Consider the following 18,755-nt stretch of genomic DNA (forward strand, 5'->3'; position numbering starts at 1 on the left):
ATGATAGGTGCGTCAGACCCCCAGGTAGCGGTCGGTGATCTCGGGGGTCAGGGCGGTGAAACCGTCGCTCCAGACGGTCGCGCCTTTCTCGATGATCACACCGCGATCGGCGATGCGGGCAAGCTCGGCCAGGGATTTGTCGACCACAAGGATCGCCAGCCCGCTGTCACGTTTCAGCCGCGCGATGGCCTCCCAGATTTCCTGCCGCACCAGCGGGGCCAGCCCTTCCGTCGCTTCGTCGAGGATCAGGAGGCGCGGGTTGGTCATCAGGGCGCGACCGATGGCCAGCATCTGCTGTTCCCCGCCCGATAGCGAGGCCGCGATCTGCCCCTCGCGCTCGGCGAGGCGCGGGAATAGCGCTGTGACGGTGGCGAAATCCCAGGTGCCGGGGCGGGCGGCGGCGATCAGGTTTTCCCGCACCGTCAGGGGGCCGAAACAGCGCCGCCCCTCGGGCACCAGCCCCAGACCCATCCGCGCGGCACGGTAGGACGGCACGTTGGCCATGTCGCGGCCATCGAGCCGTAACCGGCCCCCGTGATAGGGCAAGAGCCGACAGATCACCTTGATCGTGGTCGATTTGCCCATCCCGTTGCGCCCCATCAACGCCAGAACCTCGCCAGGATCGAGCGCAAGGCTTATATCGAAGAGCGCCTGCGAGGGGCCGTAGGAGGCGGCGACGTGATCGAGTTCCAGAAGGCTCACGGGCTGGCCTCCTCGCCCAAATAGGCGCGGCGGACATCCGGGTTCTGGCGGATCTCGGCCGGCGTTCCGGTGGCGATGATGCGGCCATAGACCAGCACGCTGATCCGGTCGGCGAGGCGAAACACCGCGTCCATGTCATGTTCGACCAGCAGGATCGGCGCTTCAACCCGCAGCGCGTCCAGAAGCCCGGTCATCCGCGCCGTCCCCTCAAGCCCGAGCCCGGCCATCGGCTCATCCATCAGGAAGGCGCGCGGGGCGAGCGTCAGCGCAATCGCAACCTCCAACTGGCGGCGCTGGCCGTGGCTGAGGTCGGCGGTGCGGGTGCGGGCGTGACCCTGTAGCCCGACGCGGGCGAGGGCGGATTGCGCCACCTGCCGCAAGCCAGCGTCCCGCATCACCGGGCGGAACAGGCGGAACGCCTGCCCCCCGAGCGCCCCGAGGGTGGCGTTTTGAAGCACGCTCATCTCCATCGCCAGGGCCGAGATCTGGAAGGTGCGGCCAAGCCCCGCCCGTGCGCGCGCCGCCATGTCGAGGCCGGTCAGGTCGCGCCCCGCCAGATGGACGGTGCCCGCATCGGGCGTCAGCGCGCCGGAGATGGCCGCGATCAGCGTCGATTTTCCCGCACCGTTGGGGCCGATCAGGGCGTGGATTTCTCCGGGCCGCAGGTCCAGGCTGACATCCTCGTTCGCCGTGAGCGCACCAAAGGATTTGCTGACGCCCCGGACCTGCAGGACAGGCTCAGTCATGCGCCACCTCCCGTCCCGCGATCAGCCCGATGAGGCCGCCGCGCGCGAAAAGCACCATGCCAAGCAGGATCGCGCCAAGATAGATGTGCCAGTAATCCGACACGCCATCCAGCCAATGCTCCATCGCGATGAAGATCGCGGCACCAAGCACGGGGCCGAGAAGCCGCCCGACACCGCCCAGGATGACGAAAACCATGATCTCGCCCGAGGTCTGCCAGCTGAACATCGTCGGGCTGACGAAACGGTTGAGATCGGCAAAAAGCGCGCCCGCAAGCCCGGTGATCGCGCCCGACAGCGTGAAGGCCAGCAAGTGCAGGCTGCGCGGGCGGATGCCGACAGAAGTCACGCGCATCGGGCTTTGGCGCGCGGCGGCAAGCGCCAGGCCAAAGGCGGAATGCTGGATGCGGCTGACCAGCCAGAGGGCACCGGCCAGCAGCACGAAGCAGAGCGCGTAGAACTGGATCGGGTCCAGCGTGTTGAGGCCGGGAAAGCCGTTGCGCAGGTAGATCGACATGCCGTCCTCGCCGCCATAGGCGGGCCAGGAGATCATGAAGAAATAGAACATCTGCCCGAAGGCCAGCGTGATCATGATGAAATAGACGCCCGAGGTGCGGAGGGATAGCGCGCCGATGACCAGGGCGGCGAGGGCGGACGTGATCAGGGCCACCAGCCAGATCACCGGCATCGACTTTGTGCCCTCGATCAGGAAAGGCGCCTCCGTCAGCGGGGTATAGGTCTGCGCGTGAAAGGCCAGCACCCCCATCGCGTAGCCCCCGATCCCGAAGAACGCGGCATGGCCGAGGCTGACGAGCCCTCCCAGGCCAAGCGCCAGGTTGAGGCCGACACCGGCCAGCGCCAGGATCGCGGCGCGGGTGGTCAGCGTGATGATGAAGGGCTCATCCGCCATCCAGGCCCATAGCGGCAGGGCGAGAAAACCGGCCAGGATGGCCGCGTTCAGGAGCGTCTCGCGCCGCATCAGGTGGCCCTGCCGAAAAGGCCGGAGGGGCGGAAGACCAGGATCCCCGCCATCAGGATATAGATCGCCATCGAGGCCAGCGATGCGCCGACCGTCGTGGCCGATGAGGCGTCCATCACGAGGCCGAAGACCTGCGGCAGCAGCACGCGGCCAAGCGTGTCGGTCAGCCCCACCAGCAGCGCCCCGATGAAGGCCCCCTTGATCGAGCCGATACCGCCGATGACGATGACGACGAAGGCCAGGATCAGCACCGGCTCGCCCATGCCGACCTCGACCGATTGAATGGCTCCGATCAGCGCCCCCGCCAGCCCCGCCAGCGCCGCCCCGAGCGCGAAGACGGCGGTGTAGAGCTTGGAAATATCGACGCCGAGCGCCGCGATCATCTCGCGGTCGACTTCGCCCGCGCGGATCTGGATGCCGATCCGGGTGCGCGCGATGAACCAGAACAGGCCGCCCGCGATGGCCAGCCCCATGGCGATGATGAAAAGCCGGTAGCGCGGGTAGTCGATGCCGCCGGGCAATGTGATCGGGCCCGACAGCAACGCGGGCGTGTCGATATAGAGCGGGAAGGAGCCGAAGAGGAACCGAGTGCCCTCGGAAAAGATCAGGATCAGCGCAAAGGTGGCCAGCACCTGGTCGAGATGGTCGCGCGCATAGAGCCTGCGGATCACCAGCACCTCCATCAGCACGCCCGCCACGGCGGAGGCCGCCAGCGCCGCGATCAGCGCCAGCGTATAGGAGCCGGTCGCCGCCGCCACGCCCGCCGCCGCGAAGGCCCCCACCATGAAGAGCGAGCCATGCGCGAGGTTGATCACCCCCATGACGCCGAAGATCAGCGTCAGGCCGGCGGCCATCAGGAACAGGGCCACGCCCATCTGCAACCCGTTCAGGCATTGTTCGATCAGGAGAAGGAGGGTCATGTCGGGCTGCGCGCGTCTGGTCTCATGCGGCGGGACATTGCGGGTTCAACCGGGCAAGATCAACGCTTTGCCACCGCTTCGGCACAGGAAATTGCATGTTGACGGGTGTCATGCCGCTGGTTCCCGCGCGAAAGCTCGGATAGGTGTGAACGGGTTGATTTCAGGGCGGGACGGGTTTTCATGGCGGGGATTGCAGCATGACGGGCGCGGTTTTCCTGATGGTCCTTGCCGCCGCCGTGCTGCACGCGGTCTGGAACGCGCTGGTCAAGGGCGGCGCGGACAAGGCGGCGGCGATGACGGCGGTGGTGATCGGGCAGGGCCTGTCGGGTCTTGTCCTGTTGCCCTTCGTGCCGGTCCCCGACATGGCCTCTCTGCCCTATCTCATCGGCGGCGTGGGCCTGCATTTCGGCTACCAGGCGTTCCTGATCGCGGCCTACCGGATCGGCGATCTCAGCCAGGTCTACCCGATCGCGCGCGGCTCCTCGCCGCTGATTGTGACCGCCGTGTCGATCCTGTTCCTGGGCGTGCAGCTTGCGCCGCAGCAACTGGCGGGGATCGTGCTGATCGCGCTTGGCATCGGGTCAATCTCGCTCGTGCGCCGGGCCGATGGCGTGTTCCAGGGCAAGGCGGCGCTCTTGGCGCTGACCACGGGTGGCTTCATCGCCTCCTATTCGATCGTCGACGGGTTGGGCGCGCGGGTGGCGGGCACGGCGCTTGGGTTCTACGCATGGCATTCGCTGGCCAATGCGGCGGTTTTCGCGGGCGTCATGGGTCTGGCGCGGCCCCGGCTTCTGCCCGCCGCGATCCGGCTGCCGCGCTCGATCTTCCTGGGCGGCGGCGCGTCCTTCATCGCCTATGCGCTGGTCATGTATGCCTTCACCCAGGCCCCCATCGCCCTGGTCACCGCGTTGCGCGAGACCAGCATCATCTTCGCGCTTTTCATCGGGGTCGGCGTGTTCCGCGAACCGCTCAACCTGGCCAAGGTCGCGGCCACGATGATGACATTGGGCGGCGCGGCGTTGCTCAGACTCTACCGGGGCTGACCCGTCAGGGGAACGCGGCGCAGGAGGTGGAAGAACCCCTCCGCGTCTTCCCCCATCAGCGCCAGATCGGCGATCCGCTCCGGCCGGTCCAGCACATCCGCGAAGTGATCGGCGAGGTTCTGGCAGAGGGTCTCGACCTGCCCCTGCGGCACTGGGCCGGTCAGGGTCATGTGAAACCGGAACTGGTCCAGCACGAAAGGATAGCCCCAGCGGGCAAGATGGTCCTCCTGCCGCGGTGACAGGCGCGATTTTCGGCGGCGGGCGAGCTCATCCCTCCTCGGCGGCGCGCGGAACTGGTCCAGATCCATCACCACCTGCGCGGCCAGCCTTTGCATGGCGGGGCAGGGGGCCGAGGGGGTCAGGGCAAGGAACCGGCCAAGGGCGGTGACGGTCAGGGCGGGCAGGTCTATCGGGGCGGTCCCGGCGGCGATGCGGGCGAGGGTGTCGCGCAGATCGGCCTCTCGGCTTCCCTCGGCCAGCCGGAAGGGCGGTTTCAGCGTGGCGTGAAAGCCGTATTTCCTGGGCCGGTCCACAAGCCGCGGCTCAGGGGGCGGCAATGCCACGCCCGCGACACTGTCCCACCCAAGCCACTCCGCCGCGCGGTCATAGAGCGCGCCGGTGGGGACGAAGAAAACAGCGTAGCGGCGAAATCCGGGCATGGCGGCGGTGATGGCAGATGCGGGGCCGTTTGCCAACACGCCGCCCGTCTCAGCCCCGGTCCATGATCTTGCGGAACCAGCTGATCGGCAGCCGCGCCCCGAGGCGGAAGAACCAGGCCATCGGGCCGGGGAACGAGGTGGCGAAGCGGCGTGACGTCATCGCCTTCACGACCTGCGCCGCGGCCTCGTCGGGGTCCATGATCATCGGCATGTTGAACTCGTTCTTGTCGGTCAGCCGGGTGCGGATGAAGCCCGGATTGGCCTGCTGCACGCGGATATTCGTGCCCTTGAGGTCCATGTAGAGGTTCTCGGCCAGGTGCATCAGCGCCGCCTTGCTGGCCCCGTATCCGACCGCGCCAGGCAAGCCCCGCCAGCCCGAGATCGAGCCGATCACCACGATATGCCCCCGGTTGCGGTCGATCATCCCCGGCAGGGCATAGCCGATCACCCGCTGCGCGCCCTTGTAGTTCACATCCGTCATCAGGAGGCTCGCGGGCACGTCCCAGTCGGTCGCGGGCATCGGCTCATAGGCGCCCGCCGAATAGATCAGCCCGTCGATATCGCCCGCTGCCTCGACCGCCTCTCGCACCGCGTCGTCATCGGTCACGTCGAGCGGCAGCACGCGGGCATTTGATACCTCCCCGGCCAAGTCGCGCAGCCGGTCCTCGCTGCGCGCGCTCAGGACCAGGCGGCAGCCTTCTGCGTCCAACGCCTTCGCCAAGGCGCGGCCCAGGCCCTCGCTCGCTCCGATCAGCCAGTATGTCCTGTCTCTCAACATCCTATGCGGGCCTCATGGTTGCGATCAGCTGTGCGACGGGCAGGCCGAACTTGCGCATGACGGATCGGTTCACCAGCGTGCCATTGTCCAGCAGATACATCCAATCGGTGACGGAAAGGACATGCCCGCCCGCGTCCGCCGGCAGGCGCAGCCGGTAGGTCATGCGCAAGGACGCGCCCGATTGCTGGCCCTGCGCGGTGCCGATGATATCGTCGGCGGTCGCGGTGAACGCCCCATCGTTGCCCGCCTTCAGGTGCCATTCGCGGTCCTGCGTCTTGCCGCTGGAGTAGCGGAACGCCTCGGACAGCGTGCCGCTTGCGCCGTCCCATGTCCCCTCCATCCGCGCGGTGAAGCGCGAGGAGACGCGACCGAACGGCCCGTAGATCACCCCGTCACAAAGCATCGGGCCGCTGAGGTGGCGGCGGATGTCGATCGCGGGTGTGGTGTCGGCGTAGTGATAGGGCCGCTGCGTGTGGAAGCCCACGCGCGCGTGATAGATGATCGCGATCACGATCAGCAGGATCAGGAAAAGCAGCAGAAGCTCCATCACGCCTCCTCCGCATGGGACAGCGCCACCTGCATCACGTCGGTCTGCCCGGTCGTGAAGGCCGCCGCGCAGGAGCCGAGATAGAACCGCCAACTGCGCAGAAACTCCTCGCCCATGCCGAGACGCTTGATGCGCGTCTCCTCCGCGTTCATGCGTTCGTGCCAGATGCGGCAGGTGCGGGCATAATCCTGCCCGAAGAAGAAGGGATCTTCCGCCACCAGCCCCGCCTTCGCGGCCTCGCGCCGGAAGATGCCGGGGGCCAGCAGCATGCCGCCCGGAAAGATGTGCTGGCGGATATAGTCGCTGCCGCTGCGATAGACCGGGAAATAGTCGTCGGGCACGGTGATGACCTGCAAGACGGCGCGACCGCCCTCTGCCAGCCGGTCTTTCAGCGTGGCGAAATAGGTCGGCCAGTAGCGTTCGCCGACCGCCTCGATCATCTCGATGGAGACGATATTGTCGAAGCGCCCCCGCGCCTCGCGGTAATCTTGCAACCGGATCTCGGCACGCCCGTCCAGCCGCGCATCGGCATAGCCTTTCTGGCTTGGCGAGAGGGTGAGGCCGGTGACATGCTGGCCCCGCTCCGCCGCCTGTTCGGCAAAGCCGCCCCATCCGCAGCCGACCTCCAATATGCTCTCACCGGGCGCAAGCTTGTCCAGGATGCGCGCGTTCTTGCGGGTCTGCGCGCCCTCAAGGTCAGCCCCCGCATCGAACAGCGCCGAGGAATAGGTCATGCCGGGGTCGAGCCAGAGGGAATAGAACTCGTTGCCGACATCGTAATGGGCGCGGATGTTGCGCGGCGAGCCCTTGCGCGAATTGGCCCGGAAGAGGGAGTTGAGCAGCCGGTAGCCAAGCCGCGCCCAGAGGCCGAGATAGGCGAAGCGCTCCAATTCCCGCAGGTTGAGCAGCGACACTTCGCACAGATCAGCGATGGAGGGCGTGTCCCAGAGCCCCGCGACATAGGTTTCCCCCAACCCGATATCGCCCTTGGCGGCGCAGGCGGTGACGACGGACCAGTCATGCAGCTGCAGCTCGGCCTCCGGGCTGCCTTGGCCGAAATCGTGGATCTCGCCTTCGGGCGTGATCAGGCGCAGCCGACCCCTGGTGATGGCCGCGCAACTGTCCAGGAAATCGCGTTTGATGCGGGTCGTCAGGAAGAGCATCGGCTCACCTCTTGCTTGGGTGGTTCAGGACGGGGGCGATAGGCGGCCCCTTTGAGTTTCAGGCGCAGCGCGTGCCAGTGGATCAGCATCCATGTGCGGGCGGCGCCGAAAGGGCGGGCGATGGACATGCGCAGGATGGCGGCGTTGGTCAGGGGCTCGCGCGGGCCGGTAAGGGTGGCGACGACGCCCTCCTCGCCGTCCTCATGGGCGATGCGGATGGCGATGCTGTCGGGCTCGACGCGAAAGCGGAACTTGTAGCGGCCCGCGACATCCTGGAAAGGCGAGACATGCAGGAGTTTCCCTGCGCTGATCTCATCCTCGGGCGTGATCGGCGCGAAGCCGGGCAAGTGGCAGAGATAGCTGTGCCGGTCGCCGAAGGTGTTGGTGACCTCGGCGATCACCGCGACCAGATCACCCCCGCGCATCGCCAGCCAAAAACTGACCGGGTTGAAGACGCGGCCAAGGATGGCGGGTTGGGTGAGCAGCAGGATCTGCGCATCCTCAAGCCCCGCAGCCCCGAACACCTCGACCGCCCAAGCGCGCCCGCGCCCCTTTTTCGGCATGCCGCCATGGTGGCGGTCATGCACGGCAGAGAGGCCGGGCCTGTTGCGGCGAAAGAGGGTCGGGCCGGTCCTGGCCTCCGGGTCGATCAGCACGTAATCCACCGCATGGGTGAAGGCGTGGCGGATGCTGCCTCGGCGTGCGTGGGTCGTTTCGGCCCGGATATGCTGCGGTTGAAACCTCACGCGGCGATCCGTTCGCGGCTGTCCAGCGTGCGGGCGATGCGCATGGCGCTGGCAAAGCCGTCCTCATGGAAGCCGTGGCGCGTATAGGCCCCGGCAAACCAGGTGTTGTTCTGCCCCGCGATCTTGCGCAGCGTGGCCTGTGCGGCAATGGCGGCATGGTCGAAGACCGGGTGGCGGAACGTGGTCTGGTCATAGACCTTGGCCGGGTCGATGGCGCGGGCGGGGTTCAGCGTCACGAAGAGAGGATCACCCTCGGGGATGTTCTGCAACCGGTTCATCCAGTAGGTCACGCCGATCTGCGTCTCGGGCGCGCGCGTGTCGGCCTGGTAGACCCAGGAGGACCAGACCGCGCGCCGTTTCGGCATCTGGTCCGCGTCGCGGTGCAGCCAGACCTGGTTGTCCTGGAACCGGATCGCGGACAGCGCGGCCTCTTCCTCGAGGCTCGGCCGGTCCAGAAGGCGCAGCGCCTGGTCGGCGTGGCAGGCGAAGACGACCTGGTCGAACACCTCGGGTGCGGCGCGCCCTGTGGCGACGGAACTGAGGCCGCCCACGCGCGAGACCGACATCACCGGGCAGCCCTTGCGGATCGCGACGCCCTGGCCCTTCAGGTGGCGCTCCAGCCGGGTGACATATTCGACGCTGCCGCCCTGAACCGTCCACCATTGATGCTGCCCGGTCGCGGAGAGAAGCGCGTGATTGCGGAAGAACTGCACCATGGCGCTGGCGGGAAATGAGAGGATCTGATCGGTGGGCGTGGACCAGATCGCACCGCAAAGCGGCGTCAGGTAATAGCGGCGGAACCAGTCGCCGAGGTCGAGCCCCTGCAAAAGGTCGCCGATGGTGGCGGTGTCGTCCTTGGCAAATTCCCCGGCCCGCGCGTTGAAGCGCAGGATGTCGCGCAGCATCCGCAGAAAGGCGGGGCGCGCAAGGTTGCGTTTCTGGGCCAGCATCGCCCCGACGGTCCGCAGCCCGTATTCGATGCGGCCATCGTCGATAGTGGCCCCAAAGCTCATGTCGCTTTTCGCAACCGGCACGTCGAGGTCCTGAAACATCCGCGTCAGATGCGGGTAGTTGGCGTAGTTGAAGACGATGAACCCGGTATCGACGGGCTGATCGCCCCGCAGACCCGCCATGACGGTGCGGGCGTGACCACCAAGGCGCGGCGCGGCCTCGAACAGAGTCACCGAATGGCGCGGCGACAGGGCGTAGGCGGCGGCAAGGCCCGAGATACCGCCGCCGATAACGGCGATCCGTTGGGCGCTTGGCGGGGGGATGTCGAGGGACATGGGCGGCGGGCTTTCATAACGATCAACTGTTCCCAATACGTGCCGGACAAAAAGGCAGATCAAAAAATGATCCGGAAATTGCGCCCGCGCGTAGATGGATTATGGTGATCACGATTGACCCTCCTGCCGCACAGATCGCGCCCTGCCTGCCTGCGGCGGGGGCACTGGTGCGAGATGAAAGGCCGACCGTGGCACCGAAAGACGAGTTGTCGGAACAGACGCAGCAGATGCTGGCAGTGCGGGACCGGCGCGACAAGCGGGCCTTTGCCGCGCTGTTCGATTACTACGCGCCGCGCCTCAAGGGGTTCGTGATGCGCGGCGGCATGGACGCCGCGCAGGCCGAGGAGGTCGTGCAGGAGGTGATGCTGACCCTTTGGCGCAAGGCCGATCAGTTTGATCCGGAACGCGCGCAGGTCTCGGGCTGGATCTACCAGATCACCCGAAACCGGCAGATCGACACGGTTCGCCGCACCGCCCGGCCGATGCCGGAGGAATTGCGCGAGCCCGAGGGGCATGACCCCGATCCGGGCCAGATGCTGGCGCTGGAACAGGAAACCGAGGAGCTTCGGGGCGCGCTGGCCCGCCTCAAGCCGGACCAGAGAGAGATGATCGAGCGCGCCTATCTGGGCGAGTTGACCCACCAGGAGATCAACACCCAGACCGGCGTGCCGCTTGGGACCATAAAATCGCGCATCCGCCTGGGGTTGGAGCGGCTGCGCCACGAATTGAAAGAATTGCGAGAGCCATGAGCGATATCGCCCACCACATCCCCGAGCCGATCCTGGCCGCCTATGCCGCGAGCTCGCTGCCGCGCGTCTTCGAGGTGGTCGTCGCCACCCATATCTCGATGTGCGACAGCTGCCGCGGCGCGCTGGCCGCGCATGAGGCGCTTGGCGGCACCGTGCTGGAGGGGCTGGCCGAGGCCCCGGTGTCGGACACCCTTCTTGCGGGCGTCATGGACCGGCTGGACCACGCCCAACCCGATGCCGCCCCGGCCCCGAAACGCGAGGGGATCTATCCCGGCCCGGTCATGGCGGCACTGAAATCGCGCCCGCCGCGCTGGAAAAGCCTCGGCTTCGGCGTCAAGCAGGCGATCCTTGAGGCCGGAGACGATGGCAGCCTGCGCCTTCTGCACATTCCGCCGGGCCGCGCGGTGCCAGACCACGGCCATAACGGGCTGGAACTGACGCTTGTGCTGCAGGGCAGTTTCTCGGATGAAACCGGCGCGTTTGGCGTGGGTGATCTGGAAGTGGCCGATGGCGATCTGGAACACACGCCGACGGCGGGCGAGGAGGCCCCCTGCATCTGCCTGGCCGCCACCGACGCGCCACTGCGCTTCCAGAGCTTTGTGCCGCGCCTGTTGCAGCCGCTCTTCAAGATCTGACCTCTCGAAAATAATTCGCCTATCCCCCCAAGGAACTCGGCGCGGGATGCGTCTTGGTCTACAAGATGCGCATGACAGTGAGCGATCAGGACCTGGCCCTTGCCGCGGCCTCGGGCGACGGGCACGCCTTCGAGGCGTTGCTGGCGCGTCACTACGATCGCCTCTTTGCCCTGTGTTTCCGCTTCACCGGCCATCGCACTGATGCCGAGGACCTGTGCCAGGACATCTGCGCCGTGCTGCCCGCACGGCTGTCCTCCTATCGCGGCCAGGCCAAGGTGACGACATGGCTCTACCGTGTGGCCCATAACGCGGCCATCGACCGGCGGCGCCGCGCATCCAGCTATGCCCGCGCGCTGGACGGGTGGGGCGATTGGGAAACGGGCCGACAGGCCGCAATGGCCGAGGATCAGGCGAATGTCGCCTGGCTCCATACCGCGATGGGGCAGCTTTCCGAGACCCTGCGCGACACGCTGGCGCTGGTGCTGGATGATCTGACGCAAGCGGAAGTGGGCGAGATCATGGGCGTCTCCGAGGGCACCATAGCCTGGCGCGTCTCCGAGGCGAAGAAGAGGCTGCGCGAGATACGAGAGAAGGAGGAGGCGACATGACCTCCCGTCACGACGACATGGATTTCGACGCGCTGAAAGAGGCGATGCAGGCCGCCACCCCGGCCCCCGACGCCGCGCGCCGCGCTGAGAATTTGCGCCTCGCGCAGGAGAATTTCGAAACCGCCCAAGGATCGCGGACCGCGCCGCGTCAAACCTCCATTCAAGCCCCGAAGCGGGGCCTTGCAGATGGAGTATTTCAGATGATGACGACCCGATTGATTGCGGGCCTGACCGCCACCACGGCAATTGTCGCCGTGGGGGTGTTGGGTTTTACCCCGCTTGGCACGGATTTGATGAACAGCCGCGTCAGCGAGCCAGAGATCGAGGAGCGCGTGCCGGAGGGGCCGCTGGATACCGCCGAGGCCCCCGACGCAGAGGCCACCGACGACGAGACCGGAACCGAGCTCGCCGCCGACGCAATCGCCGAAGAGCGCGGCGAGGTGGCCCCCGAGCCCGCCCCGGTGATCGCCGATGGCATTGCCGCCGACATGGCTGAAACCGAGGCTCCGCCCCCCGCCTTGCCGTCGCCCGCGCTGCCCATGCCGGGCCAGGCTGGCAACAGCACCGTTGGCGGGTTGCTCAGCGCCTCGCCGCAATTGCGCGGCGGCAATAGCGGCGCGATCATCCAGCAGGGCTATGGCAATTCGACCGCCATCATCGCGCCCTCCGAGCCCTACATCGCGCCAGACCCAAACCGCGAGGAGTTTGCCAATGACGACGACAACCCCCTGCGCGTGACGGCGGAGGATCCGGTCTCGACCTTCTCGATCGACGTCGATACGGCCTCCTATGCGATCATCCGCTCCTCCCTGCAACGCGGGCAGATGCCCGACCCCGACGCCGTGCGCATCGAGGAGATGATCAACTATTTCCCCTATGATTTCGCCGCCCCCACCGAGGACGACATAAGCCCGTTCCGCCCCACGGTGACCGTGTTTGAAACCCCCTGGAACCCCGACACGCGGCTCTTGCATATCGGGTTGCAGGGCGAAATGCCCCTCATTGAGGAGCGCCCGGCCCTCAACCTGGTGTTCCTGATCGACACGTCAGGCTCGATGAACGACCCGTCGAAACTGCCCCTTCTGGTGCAGAGTTTCCGCCTGATGCTGGATCGTCTCGACCCGGCCGACCAGGTGGCCATCGTGGAATATGCAGGCTCCGCCGGTGTGGCGCTGGAGCCGACCCCGGCCTCGGACCGCGACGCGATCACGCGCGCCCTGAACGGCCTCGGCGCGGGTGGCTCGACCAACGGGCAGGGCGGGCTGGAACAGGCCTACGCGCTGGCCGGTGACATGACCGAGGAGGGCGAGGTTTCCCGCGTGATCCTGGCCACGGATGGCGATTTCAACGTCGGTATTTCCGACCCCGATGCGCTGACCGACTATATCGCCGCGCAGCGCGAGACCGGCATCTACCTGTCTGTTCTCGGCTTCGGACGCGGCAACCTGCAAGACGACACCATGCAGGCGCTGGCCCAGAACGGCAACGGCACGGCGGCCTTCATCGACACGCTGAACGAGGCGCAGCGGGTGCTGGTCGATCAGCTCTCGGGCGCGCTCTATCCCATTGCCGATGACGTCAAGATCCAGGTGGAGTTCAACCCCGCGGTGATCGCGGAATACCGCCTGATCGGCTATGAAACGCGGGCGCTGGCGCGCGAGGATTTCAACAATGACGCCGTGGATGCGGGCGAACTTGGCGCCGGCCATTCCGTCACCGCGATCTATGAGGTCACGCCCGTGGGCAGCCCGGCCCGCCTGACCGACCCGCTGCGCTACGCGGCCTCCGACGCGGGCGACGTGCCCGCGGAGGTCTCGGAGGAGTTGGGCTTCATCCGGCTGCGCTGGAAGGAGCCCGGCGAAGACGAGAGCCAGTTGATTGATTTCCCGATCACGGACACCGACACCTCTGGCACCGAGGCCAATTTCGCCGCCGCCATCGCAGGCTTCGGCCAGCTGTTGCGCCGCTCGGACTTCCTGGGCGATTGGGACTACGCCGATGCCATCGCGCTGGCCACGGCCAACCGGGGCGAGGATGAATTCGGCTACCGTTTCGAGGCGGTGCAGCTGATGCGCCTGGCCGAAAGCCTGTCCGAAAACTGACCTGCCGGATGGGCAGGGCGGTCTATCGTGCAGTCATCCTTCAACCGTCCTGCCCGATCCCCGGAGAGACTGTCCTCTCTCCGGGGGTCATTTTCACGCCCCTTCTTTGTTCCGAAAATATCCCGGGGTCCGGGGCAGAGCCCCGGCGGGTCGGATTGCGCAGCAATTCGACCCCGATCTCAGAACCGGTCCCTCAGCGAAAACCACACCATCCCCAACACCAGGAGCGGCCAGCGCAGGGCCGACCCGCCCGGAAAGCGCGGGCTTGGGACCGAGGCCATAACGTCAAACCGCTCCGCCTGTCCCGCGATGGTTTCCGCCGCGATCTGGCCCGCCAGCGTCGCCATCGCCACGCCATGGCCGGAATAGCCCGAAAGGCTGAGGATATTGCCCGCGACCCGCGCGAAATGCGGCATTCGGTTCATGGTGATCCCCAGCGTGCCGCCCCAGGCATGGCTGATCTTCACGCCCGCAAGCTGCGGGAACACCTCCTCCATCGGCCTGCGCACCGCACCTGCGATGTCACGCGGGAACCGGTAGCGGTAGCTTTCCGTGCCCCCGAACAGAAGCCGGTGATCGTCGGAGAAGCGGAAGTAATTCACCACGAACTTGCTGTCGGCAACGGCGCGGTTGCCGCGGATGATCTCCTCTTGCCGGTCCGCGCCAAGGGGCTGGGTCGCGACGACGTAATTGTTGATCGGCATGACGCGCGCGGCGACCTGTGGGTCCAACCCGCCCAGGTATCCGTTGCAGGCCAGCACGACATGGTTCGCGCGCACCCGTGCGCTGTCGGTCCGCACCACCGCCGGGCTGCCCTTGTCAAGTTTCACGACCCGCGCGCCCTCGAAGATCCGCGCGCCCGCCCCCCTAGCCAGCCGCGCCAGCCCGAGTGTCAGTTCCAGCGGGTCGATATGGCCCGCGCCCATGTCGAGGGTGCCGCCGTGATAGCATGGCGAGGCGACGAGGCCCTGCAACTCCTCTCGGTTAAGGAACCGGATATCCTCGTAGCCATACTCGTCACGCAGCTTCCTCGCGTAATCGCGATACTCCGGCACGTAACGGGCCCGATGCGCGGCGTGGATCACGCCGGGATGGAAGGTCGCGTGCACCTCGTCGCGCGCCGCCACCTCGCGGACCAGCTCCACCGACCGGGTGGCGATCGTCCAGAGCGCGCGGGCGTGGTCCTTGCCCACCATCGCCTCCAACGCGTCCTGCTCCAGCCGCTGGCCCTGTCCGACCTGGCCGCCGTTGCGCCCCGAGGCGCCAAAGCCGACGCGGCTCGCCTCCAGCAGCACCACGTCAAAGCCGCGTTCCGCCAGGTGCCAGGCCGCCGACAACCCGGTGAAGCCGCCGCCGATGACGCAGACATCGCAGGTCAGATCGCCCTCTGGCGCGGCGAACCGGGGCAGGGGGGTGGCGGCATGGGCGTAGAAGGAAGGGGGGTACTCCCCCATCCTGTCATTGACGGTCAGCAGGTCCATACGCGCCTCAGGCGGCCTTCAGCAGGCCATCCGCCTTCAGCGCCGCGTGGGTTTCGTCCAGCGACCTGGTGGCCCGCGCGATCAGCGTGTCGATATCGCCATGTGTCAGGATAAGCGGCGGCGAGATGATCATCCGGTCGCCGACATGGCGCATCACCAGGCCATTGGCGAAACAGCGGTCGCGGCAGATAAGGCCCGCCGTGCCTTTCCCGGCGGCGAACCCTGCGCGGCTGTCCTTGTCCGGCGTCATCTGGATCGAACCCATCATGCCGACGATCTTCGCCTCGCCGATAAGCGGATGATCGACCATCGCCAGCCATTTCTCGCGCAGGTAGGGGGCGGCGACGTCGCGGACGTGATCCAGGATCTTCTCCTCCTCCAGGATGCGCAGGTTCTCCAGCGCCACGGCGGCGGCGACGGGATGGCCGGAATAGGTATAGCCGTGGTTGAATTCCTCGCTGGAAATCACTTGCGCCACCTCGTCGCTGAGGATCGAGCCGCCGATCGGCGCGTAGCCCGACGAAAGCCCCTTGGCGATGGTCATGATGTCGGGGCGGATGCCGAATGTCTGGCTGCCGAACCAGTTGCCGGTGCGGCCAAAACCGGTGATGACCTCATCGGCAATCAGCAGGATCTCGTATTTGTCGCAGATGCGCTGGATCTCGGGCCAGTAGGTCTCGGGCGGGACAATGACGCCGCCAGCGCCCTGGATGGGTTCGGCGATGAAGGCCGCGACGCGATCCTCGCCCATCTCCAGGATGGCGTCCTCCAACTCCCGCGCGCGCTTCAGGCCGAAGGCGTCCGGGTCCATGTCGCCGCCCTCGGCCCACCAGTTGGGCTGTCCGATATGGTGGATATCGGGGATCGGAATGCCGCCCTGCGCGTGCATCGCGGGCATGCCGCCAAGCGAGGCCGAGCCGACCGAGGAGCCGTGATAGCCGTTCTTGCGGCTGATGATGACCTTCTTGGCGGGCTTGCCCTTGATGTCCCAATAGGTCCGCACGAGGCGGATATTGGTGTCATTGGCCTCGGAGCCACCGGCGGCAAAGAAGGTGTGGTTGAGGTCGCCCGGTGCCAGCTCCGACAGTTTCTGGGCCAGCGCGATGGCGGGCACATGGGTGGTCTGGAAGAAGGCGTTGTAATAGGGCAGCTCGCGCATCTGGCGTGCCGCGACCTCGGCCAGTTCCTCGCGGCCATAGCCGACATTCACGCACCAGAGCCCGGCCATGGCGTCAAGCATCTCGTTGCCGTCGCTATCGGTCAGGGTGACGCCGCGCGCCCGCGTGATGACACGGCTGCCCTTCTTGGCGAGGGCCGCGTTATGGGTGAAGGGGTGGACGTGGTGGGCGGCGTCCAGCGCCTGCAATTCGGCGGTCGGCAGGTGGTTGGTGATCATGTTCATGGCGGCGGTCCTCTCGGCTCAGACGTTCAAAAGCAGGTGTTGGCGTTCCCAGGGCGAGATCTCGCGCTGGTATTCCTCGTTCTCGGCGCGCTTGATGTCGCCGTAGAGCTGGCAGAACTCCTCGCCCAACACCGCGCGGATCTCGGGCGCCTCGTCGAACAGGTCCAGCGCCTCGCTCAGGCTGGAGGGCAGGGGATCCTCGGTCTCCCAGATCTCGACCTCGACGGCGTCGCGGGGGCGGGTCTTGGAGACCATCCCCAGGTATCCCGCCGCAAGCGAGGCGGCGATGGCGAGGTAGGGGTTGCAATCCATCCCGATCACCCGGTTCTCCACCCGGCGCGATTCCGGCTTGGAGTGCGGAATGCGCAGGCCGGTGGTGCGGTTGTCGCGGGCCCATTCCAGGTTCGAGGGCGCGCTTTGCCCGTCCACCGTGATCCGGCGGTAGGAATTCACGTAAGGCGCCAGCAGCGGCACCAGCTGCATCAGGTAGGTCTGGCTGCCGCCGACGAAATAGCGGAACGCCTTGGTCGGGCTGCCGTCGCGGTTCGAGAAGATGTTGCGCCCGGTGGCGGTCTCGATCACGCTTTGATGCACATGCATGGCGCTGCCGGGTTCGTCGCGGATCGGTTTCGCCATGAAGGTGGCGAAGATGCCGTTCTTCAGCGCCGCCTCGCGGATCGTGCGCTTGAAATAGAACACCTGATCGGCCAGGCGCAGCGGGTCGCCATGCAGCAGGTTGATCTCGATCTGGCCCGCGCCGCCCTCCTGGATGACGGTGTCGATGCGGAAGCCCTGATCCTCGGCATAGTCGTAGATCGTGTCGATCACCGGCCCGTATTCATCGACGGCGGCCATGGAATAGACCTGTCGGCTGGCACCGCGCCGCCCGGTGCGACCAAGCGGCGGCTCGATGGGTTCGTTCGGGTCGGTGTTGGGCTTGGTCAGGTAGAATTCAAGCTCCGGCGCGATGACGGGCTGCCAGCCTTCCGCCTTGTAGAGGTCCAACACCCGGCGCAGCACGTTGCGCGGCGCGATGGCCAGCGGGCTGCCGTCGCGATTGGCCAGGTCGCAGATGATCTGCGCGGTGGCGTCATCGGCCCAGGGAACGGCGGTGGCGGTCGACATGTCCGGCGTCAGCACCACGTCCTTTTCCAGCCACTGGTTCTCGATCTCCATGTCGACATATTCGCCCGAGATGGTCTGATAGAAGAGCGAGATCGGCAGGTAGAAGGTCTCGTCGGGGCGGAACTTGTAGGACGGCATCGCCTTGCCGCGCGAGGTGCCCGCGAGGTCGGGGATGATGCACTCGACCTCCTCCAGGCGGCGCCCGTCGAGATAGTCGGTGAAGGCTTCTGGCAGCGTGTCGAGCCAATCCGCGTCGGACTTCGCTTTGCGGGGCGTTCTCATCGTGAACCTGCATGGGTCTGGGGTGGGTGGAGCCGGCAAGCCGGTTGGGCGCAGAATATGATCAAATCCTGGCGGCTGTCAATCGGGGGAGTCTCGGTCATGCCTCCAGCCCGAGCGACTGGCGCATCAGGTCGAGGCCCTGCTGGATGTCCTCCTCGATCGCGCGGGCGGCGGCGACGGGTTCACCCTTGCGCAGGGCGCGCAGCGTCTCGGAATGCCTGTCGGGCAGGTTGGAGGTGCCGAAGCGCCCGCAGACAACGCGCAGAGACGGCCCCACCCGCAGCCAGAGCGACCGCGCGATCTGGCGCAGGATGGGGGTGTCGGCAAAGTCGTAGAGGCGGAAATGGAAGCGGTAATTGTGCTCCAGGTAGCCCTCGACATCACCCTTGGCAATCGCCGCCGTCACCGCGTCATCCAGCGCCGCAAGCTCCGAAATATCGGCCTCGGACACCCGCGATGCGGCCAGTTCGGTCATCTTCGGCTCCAGCGTCAGGCGGGCGAAATAGATTTCGTCCACCCGTTCCGGCGAGGCGTGGGGCACGCAGATGCGCCGGTTGCCGAGCGTCTCCAGCGCGCCCTCGGCGGTAAGGCGGCGAATGGCCTCGCGCACCGGGGTCACGCCCGCGCCGACCGCGTCCTTGAGGCCCAGGATCGTCACCGCCTGGCCCGGCTGAACCTCGCCGAACAGGATCATGTTGCGGATCTTCTTATAGATCGCTTCGTGTTCCGGCAGCTTGGGATCGGGTGCGTTCACGTCAGCGGCCTTCCCTGTTAATCTCGTCCTGACAAAACCTGTTCAGGTCGG

The 18,755-nt window shown here is 66.7% G+C and carries 19 protein-coding genes; 5 read left to right on the forward strand and 14 right to left on the reverse strand.

The window, feature by feature from the left end:
* Positions 1-12: 12 nt before the first annotated feature.
* The 4 genes from HNS34_RS00735 to HNS34_RS00750 are packed head-to-tail and all read right to left on the reverse strand — an operon-like array spanning position 13 to position 3,344.
* Positions 13-702 carry an ABC transporter ATP-binding protein gene (locus HNS34_RS00735; RefSeq protein ID WP_172317009.1) on the reverse strand — a complete coding sequence of 230 codons (690 nt, stop codon included), beginning with the start codon at positions 700-702 and terminating at the stop codon, positions 13-15.
* Positions 699-1,448, reverse strand: coding sequence for an ABC transporter ATP-binding protein (locus HNS34_RS00740; RefSeq protein WP_172317011.1), 750 nt, complete (start codon positions 1,446-1,448; stop codon positions 699-701). Before HNS34_RS00740 ends, HNS34_RS00735 begins: the two co-directional genes overlap by 4 nt.
* A complete protein-coding gene (locus HNS34_RS00745) occupies positions 1,441-2,424 on the reverse strand; it encodes a branched-chain amino acid ABC transporter permease (RefSeq protein WP_172317013.1) in 984 nt (327 codons plus the stop codon). Before HNS34_RS00745 ends, HNS34_RS00740 begins: the two co-directional genes overlap by 8 nt.
* A complete protein-coding gene (locus tag HNS34_RS00750; protein WP_172317015.1) occupies positions 2,424-3,344 on the reverse strand; it encodes a branched-chain amino acid ABC transporter permease in 921 nt (306 codons plus the stop codon). Before HNS34_RS00750 ends, HNS34_RS00745 begins: the two co-directional genes overlap by 1 nt.
* A 197-nt stretch (positions 3,345-3,541) precedes the next feature.
* Between HNS34_RS00750 and HNS34_RS00755 the strand changes: the two genes are divergently transcribed.
* Positions 3,542-4,387: a DMT family transporter gene (locus tag HNS34_RS00755; RefSeq protein WP_172317017.1), complete on the forward strand. Its 846-nt coding sequence runs from the start codon at positions 3,542-3,544 to the stop codon at positions 4,385-4,387.
* Here the strand turns inward: HNS34_RS00755 and HNS34_RS00760 are convergent.
* From HNS34_RS00760 to HNS34_RS00785, 6 genes are read right to left on the reverse strand one after another with little or no spacing between them, the layout of a single operon-like run.
* A complete protein-coding gene (locus HNS34_RS00760; protein ID WP_172317019.1) occupies positions 4,375-5,046 on the reverse strand; it encodes a DUF1045 domain-containing protein in 672 nt (223 codons plus the stop codon). The two genes, HNS34_RS00755 and HNS34_RS00760, sit on opposite strands and share 13 nt — an antisense overlap.
* 49 nt (positions 5,047-5,095) lie before the next feature.
* Complete coding sequence (locus tag HNS34_RS00765) at positions 5,096-5,824, reverse strand: SDR family NAD(P)-dependent oxidoreductase (RefSeq protein WP_172317021.1); 729 nt, start codon at positions 5,822-5,824, stop codon at positions 5,096-5,098.
* A gap of 1 nt (position 5,825) precedes the next feature.
* Positions 5,826-6,371, reverse strand: coding sequence for a DUF3833 domain-containing protein (locus tag HNS34_RS00770; RefSeq protein ID WP_172317023.1), 546 nt, complete (start codon positions 6,369-6,371; stop codon positions 5,826-5,828).
* Positions 6,371-7,534, reverse strand: coding sequence for an SAM-dependent methyltransferase (locus HNS34_RS00775; protein ID WP_172317025.1), 1,164 nt, complete (start codon positions 7,532-7,534; stop codon positions 6,371-6,373). Before HNS34_RS00775 ends, HNS34_RS00770 begins: the two co-directional genes overlap by 1 nt.
* Positions 7,522-8,280, reverse strand: a complete 759-nt coding sequence (locus HNS34_RS00780; protein WP_172317027.1) for a DUF1365 domain-containing protein — start codon at positions 8,278-8,280, stop codon at positions 7,522-7,524. Before HNS34_RS00780 ends, HNS34_RS00775 begins: the two co-directional genes overlap by 13 nt.
* A complete protein-coding gene (locus tag HNS34_RS00785; RefSeq protein ID WP_172317029.1) occupies positions 8,277-9,566 on the reverse strand; it encodes an NAD(P)/FAD-dependent oxidoreductase in 1,290 nt (429 codons plus the stop codon). The genes HNS34_RS00780 and HNS34_RS00785 overlap by 4 nt, the downstream gene beginning before the upstream one ends.
* A 101-nt stretch (positions 9,567-9,667) precedes the next feature.
* Between HNS34_RS00785 and HNS34_RS00790 the strand changes: the two genes are divergently transcribed.
* The 4 genes from HNS34_RS00790 (at position 9,668) to HNS34_RS00805 (ending at position 13,660) form a co-directional block, all read left to right on the forward strand.
* The gene (locus HNS34_RS00790; protein ID WP_172317031.1) at positions 9,668-10,315 is read left to right on the forward strand and encodes a sigma-70 family RNA polymerase sigma factor; all 648 of its coding nucleotides are present in this window, start codon (positions 9,668-9,670) and stop codon (positions 10,313-10,315) included.
* Positions 10,312-10,950 (forward strand): ChrR family anti-sigma-E factor, encoded by a 639-nt coding sequence (locus HNS34_RS00795; protein ID WP_172317033.1) that lies wholly within the window; start codon positions 10,312-10,314, stop codon positions 10,948-10,950. Before HNS34_RS00790 ends, HNS34_RS00795 begins: the two co-directional genes overlap by 4 nt.
* A 71-nt stretch (positions 10,951-11,021) precedes the next feature.
* The gene (locus HNS34_RS00800) at positions 11,022-11,558 is read left to right on the forward strand and encodes an RNA polymerase sigma factor (RefSeq protein WP_172317035.1); all 537 of its coding nucleotides are present in this window, start codon (positions 11,022-11,024) and stop codon (positions 11,556-11,558) included.
* A complete protein-coding gene (locus HNS34_RS00805; protein ID WP_172317037.1) occupies positions 11,555-13,660 on the forward strand; it encodes a vWA domain-containing protein in 2,106 nt (701 codons plus the stop codon). Before HNS34_RS00800 ends, HNS34_RS00805 begins: the two co-directional genes overlap by 4 nt.
* A gap of 179 nt (positions 13,661-13,839) precedes the next feature.
* On the opposite strand, the gene HNS34_RS00810 is transcribed toward HNS34_RS00805, so the two are convergent.
* The 4 genes from HNS34_RS00810 to HNS34_RS00825 all read right to left on the reverse strand — a co-directional run bounded on the left by HNS34_RS00810 (position 13,840) and on the right by HNS34_RS00825 (position 18,704).
* Positions 13,840-15,141 (reverse strand): NAD(P)/FAD-dependent oxidoreductase, encoded by a 1,302-nt coding sequence (locus HNS34_RS00810; protein ID WP_172317039.1) that lies wholly within the window; start codon positions 15,139-15,141, stop codon positions 13,840-13,842.
* A gap of 7 nt (positions 15,142-15,148) precedes the next feature.
* On the reverse strand, positions 15,149-16,543 hold the full coding sequence (locus HNS34_RS00815) for an aspartate aminotransferase family protein (protein ID WP_172317041.1): 1,395 nt from the start codon (positions 16,541-16,543) through the stop codon (positions 15,149-15,151).
* 18 nt (positions 16,544-16,561) lie between these two features.
* Complete coding sequence (locus HNS34_RS00820) at positions 16,562-17,950, reverse strand: glutamine synthetase family protein (protein ID WP_172317043.1); 1,389 nt, start codon at positions 17,948-17,950, stop codon at positions 16,562-16,564.
* A 97-nt stretch (positions 17,951-18,047) separates the two neighbouring features.
* A complete protein-coding gene (locus HNS34_RS00825; RefSeq protein ID WP_328700444.1) occupies positions 18,048-18,704 on the reverse strand; it encodes a GntR family transcriptional regulator in 657 nt (218 codons plus the stop codon).
* Positions 18,705-18,755 lie beyond the last annotated feature (51 nt).

Source organism: Alterinioella nitratireducens (genome assembly GCF_013155465.1).
Taxonomy (GTDB): Bacteria; Pseudomonadota; Alphaproteobacteria; order Rhodobacterales; family Rhodobacteraceae; genus Alterinioella; species Alterinioella nitratireducens.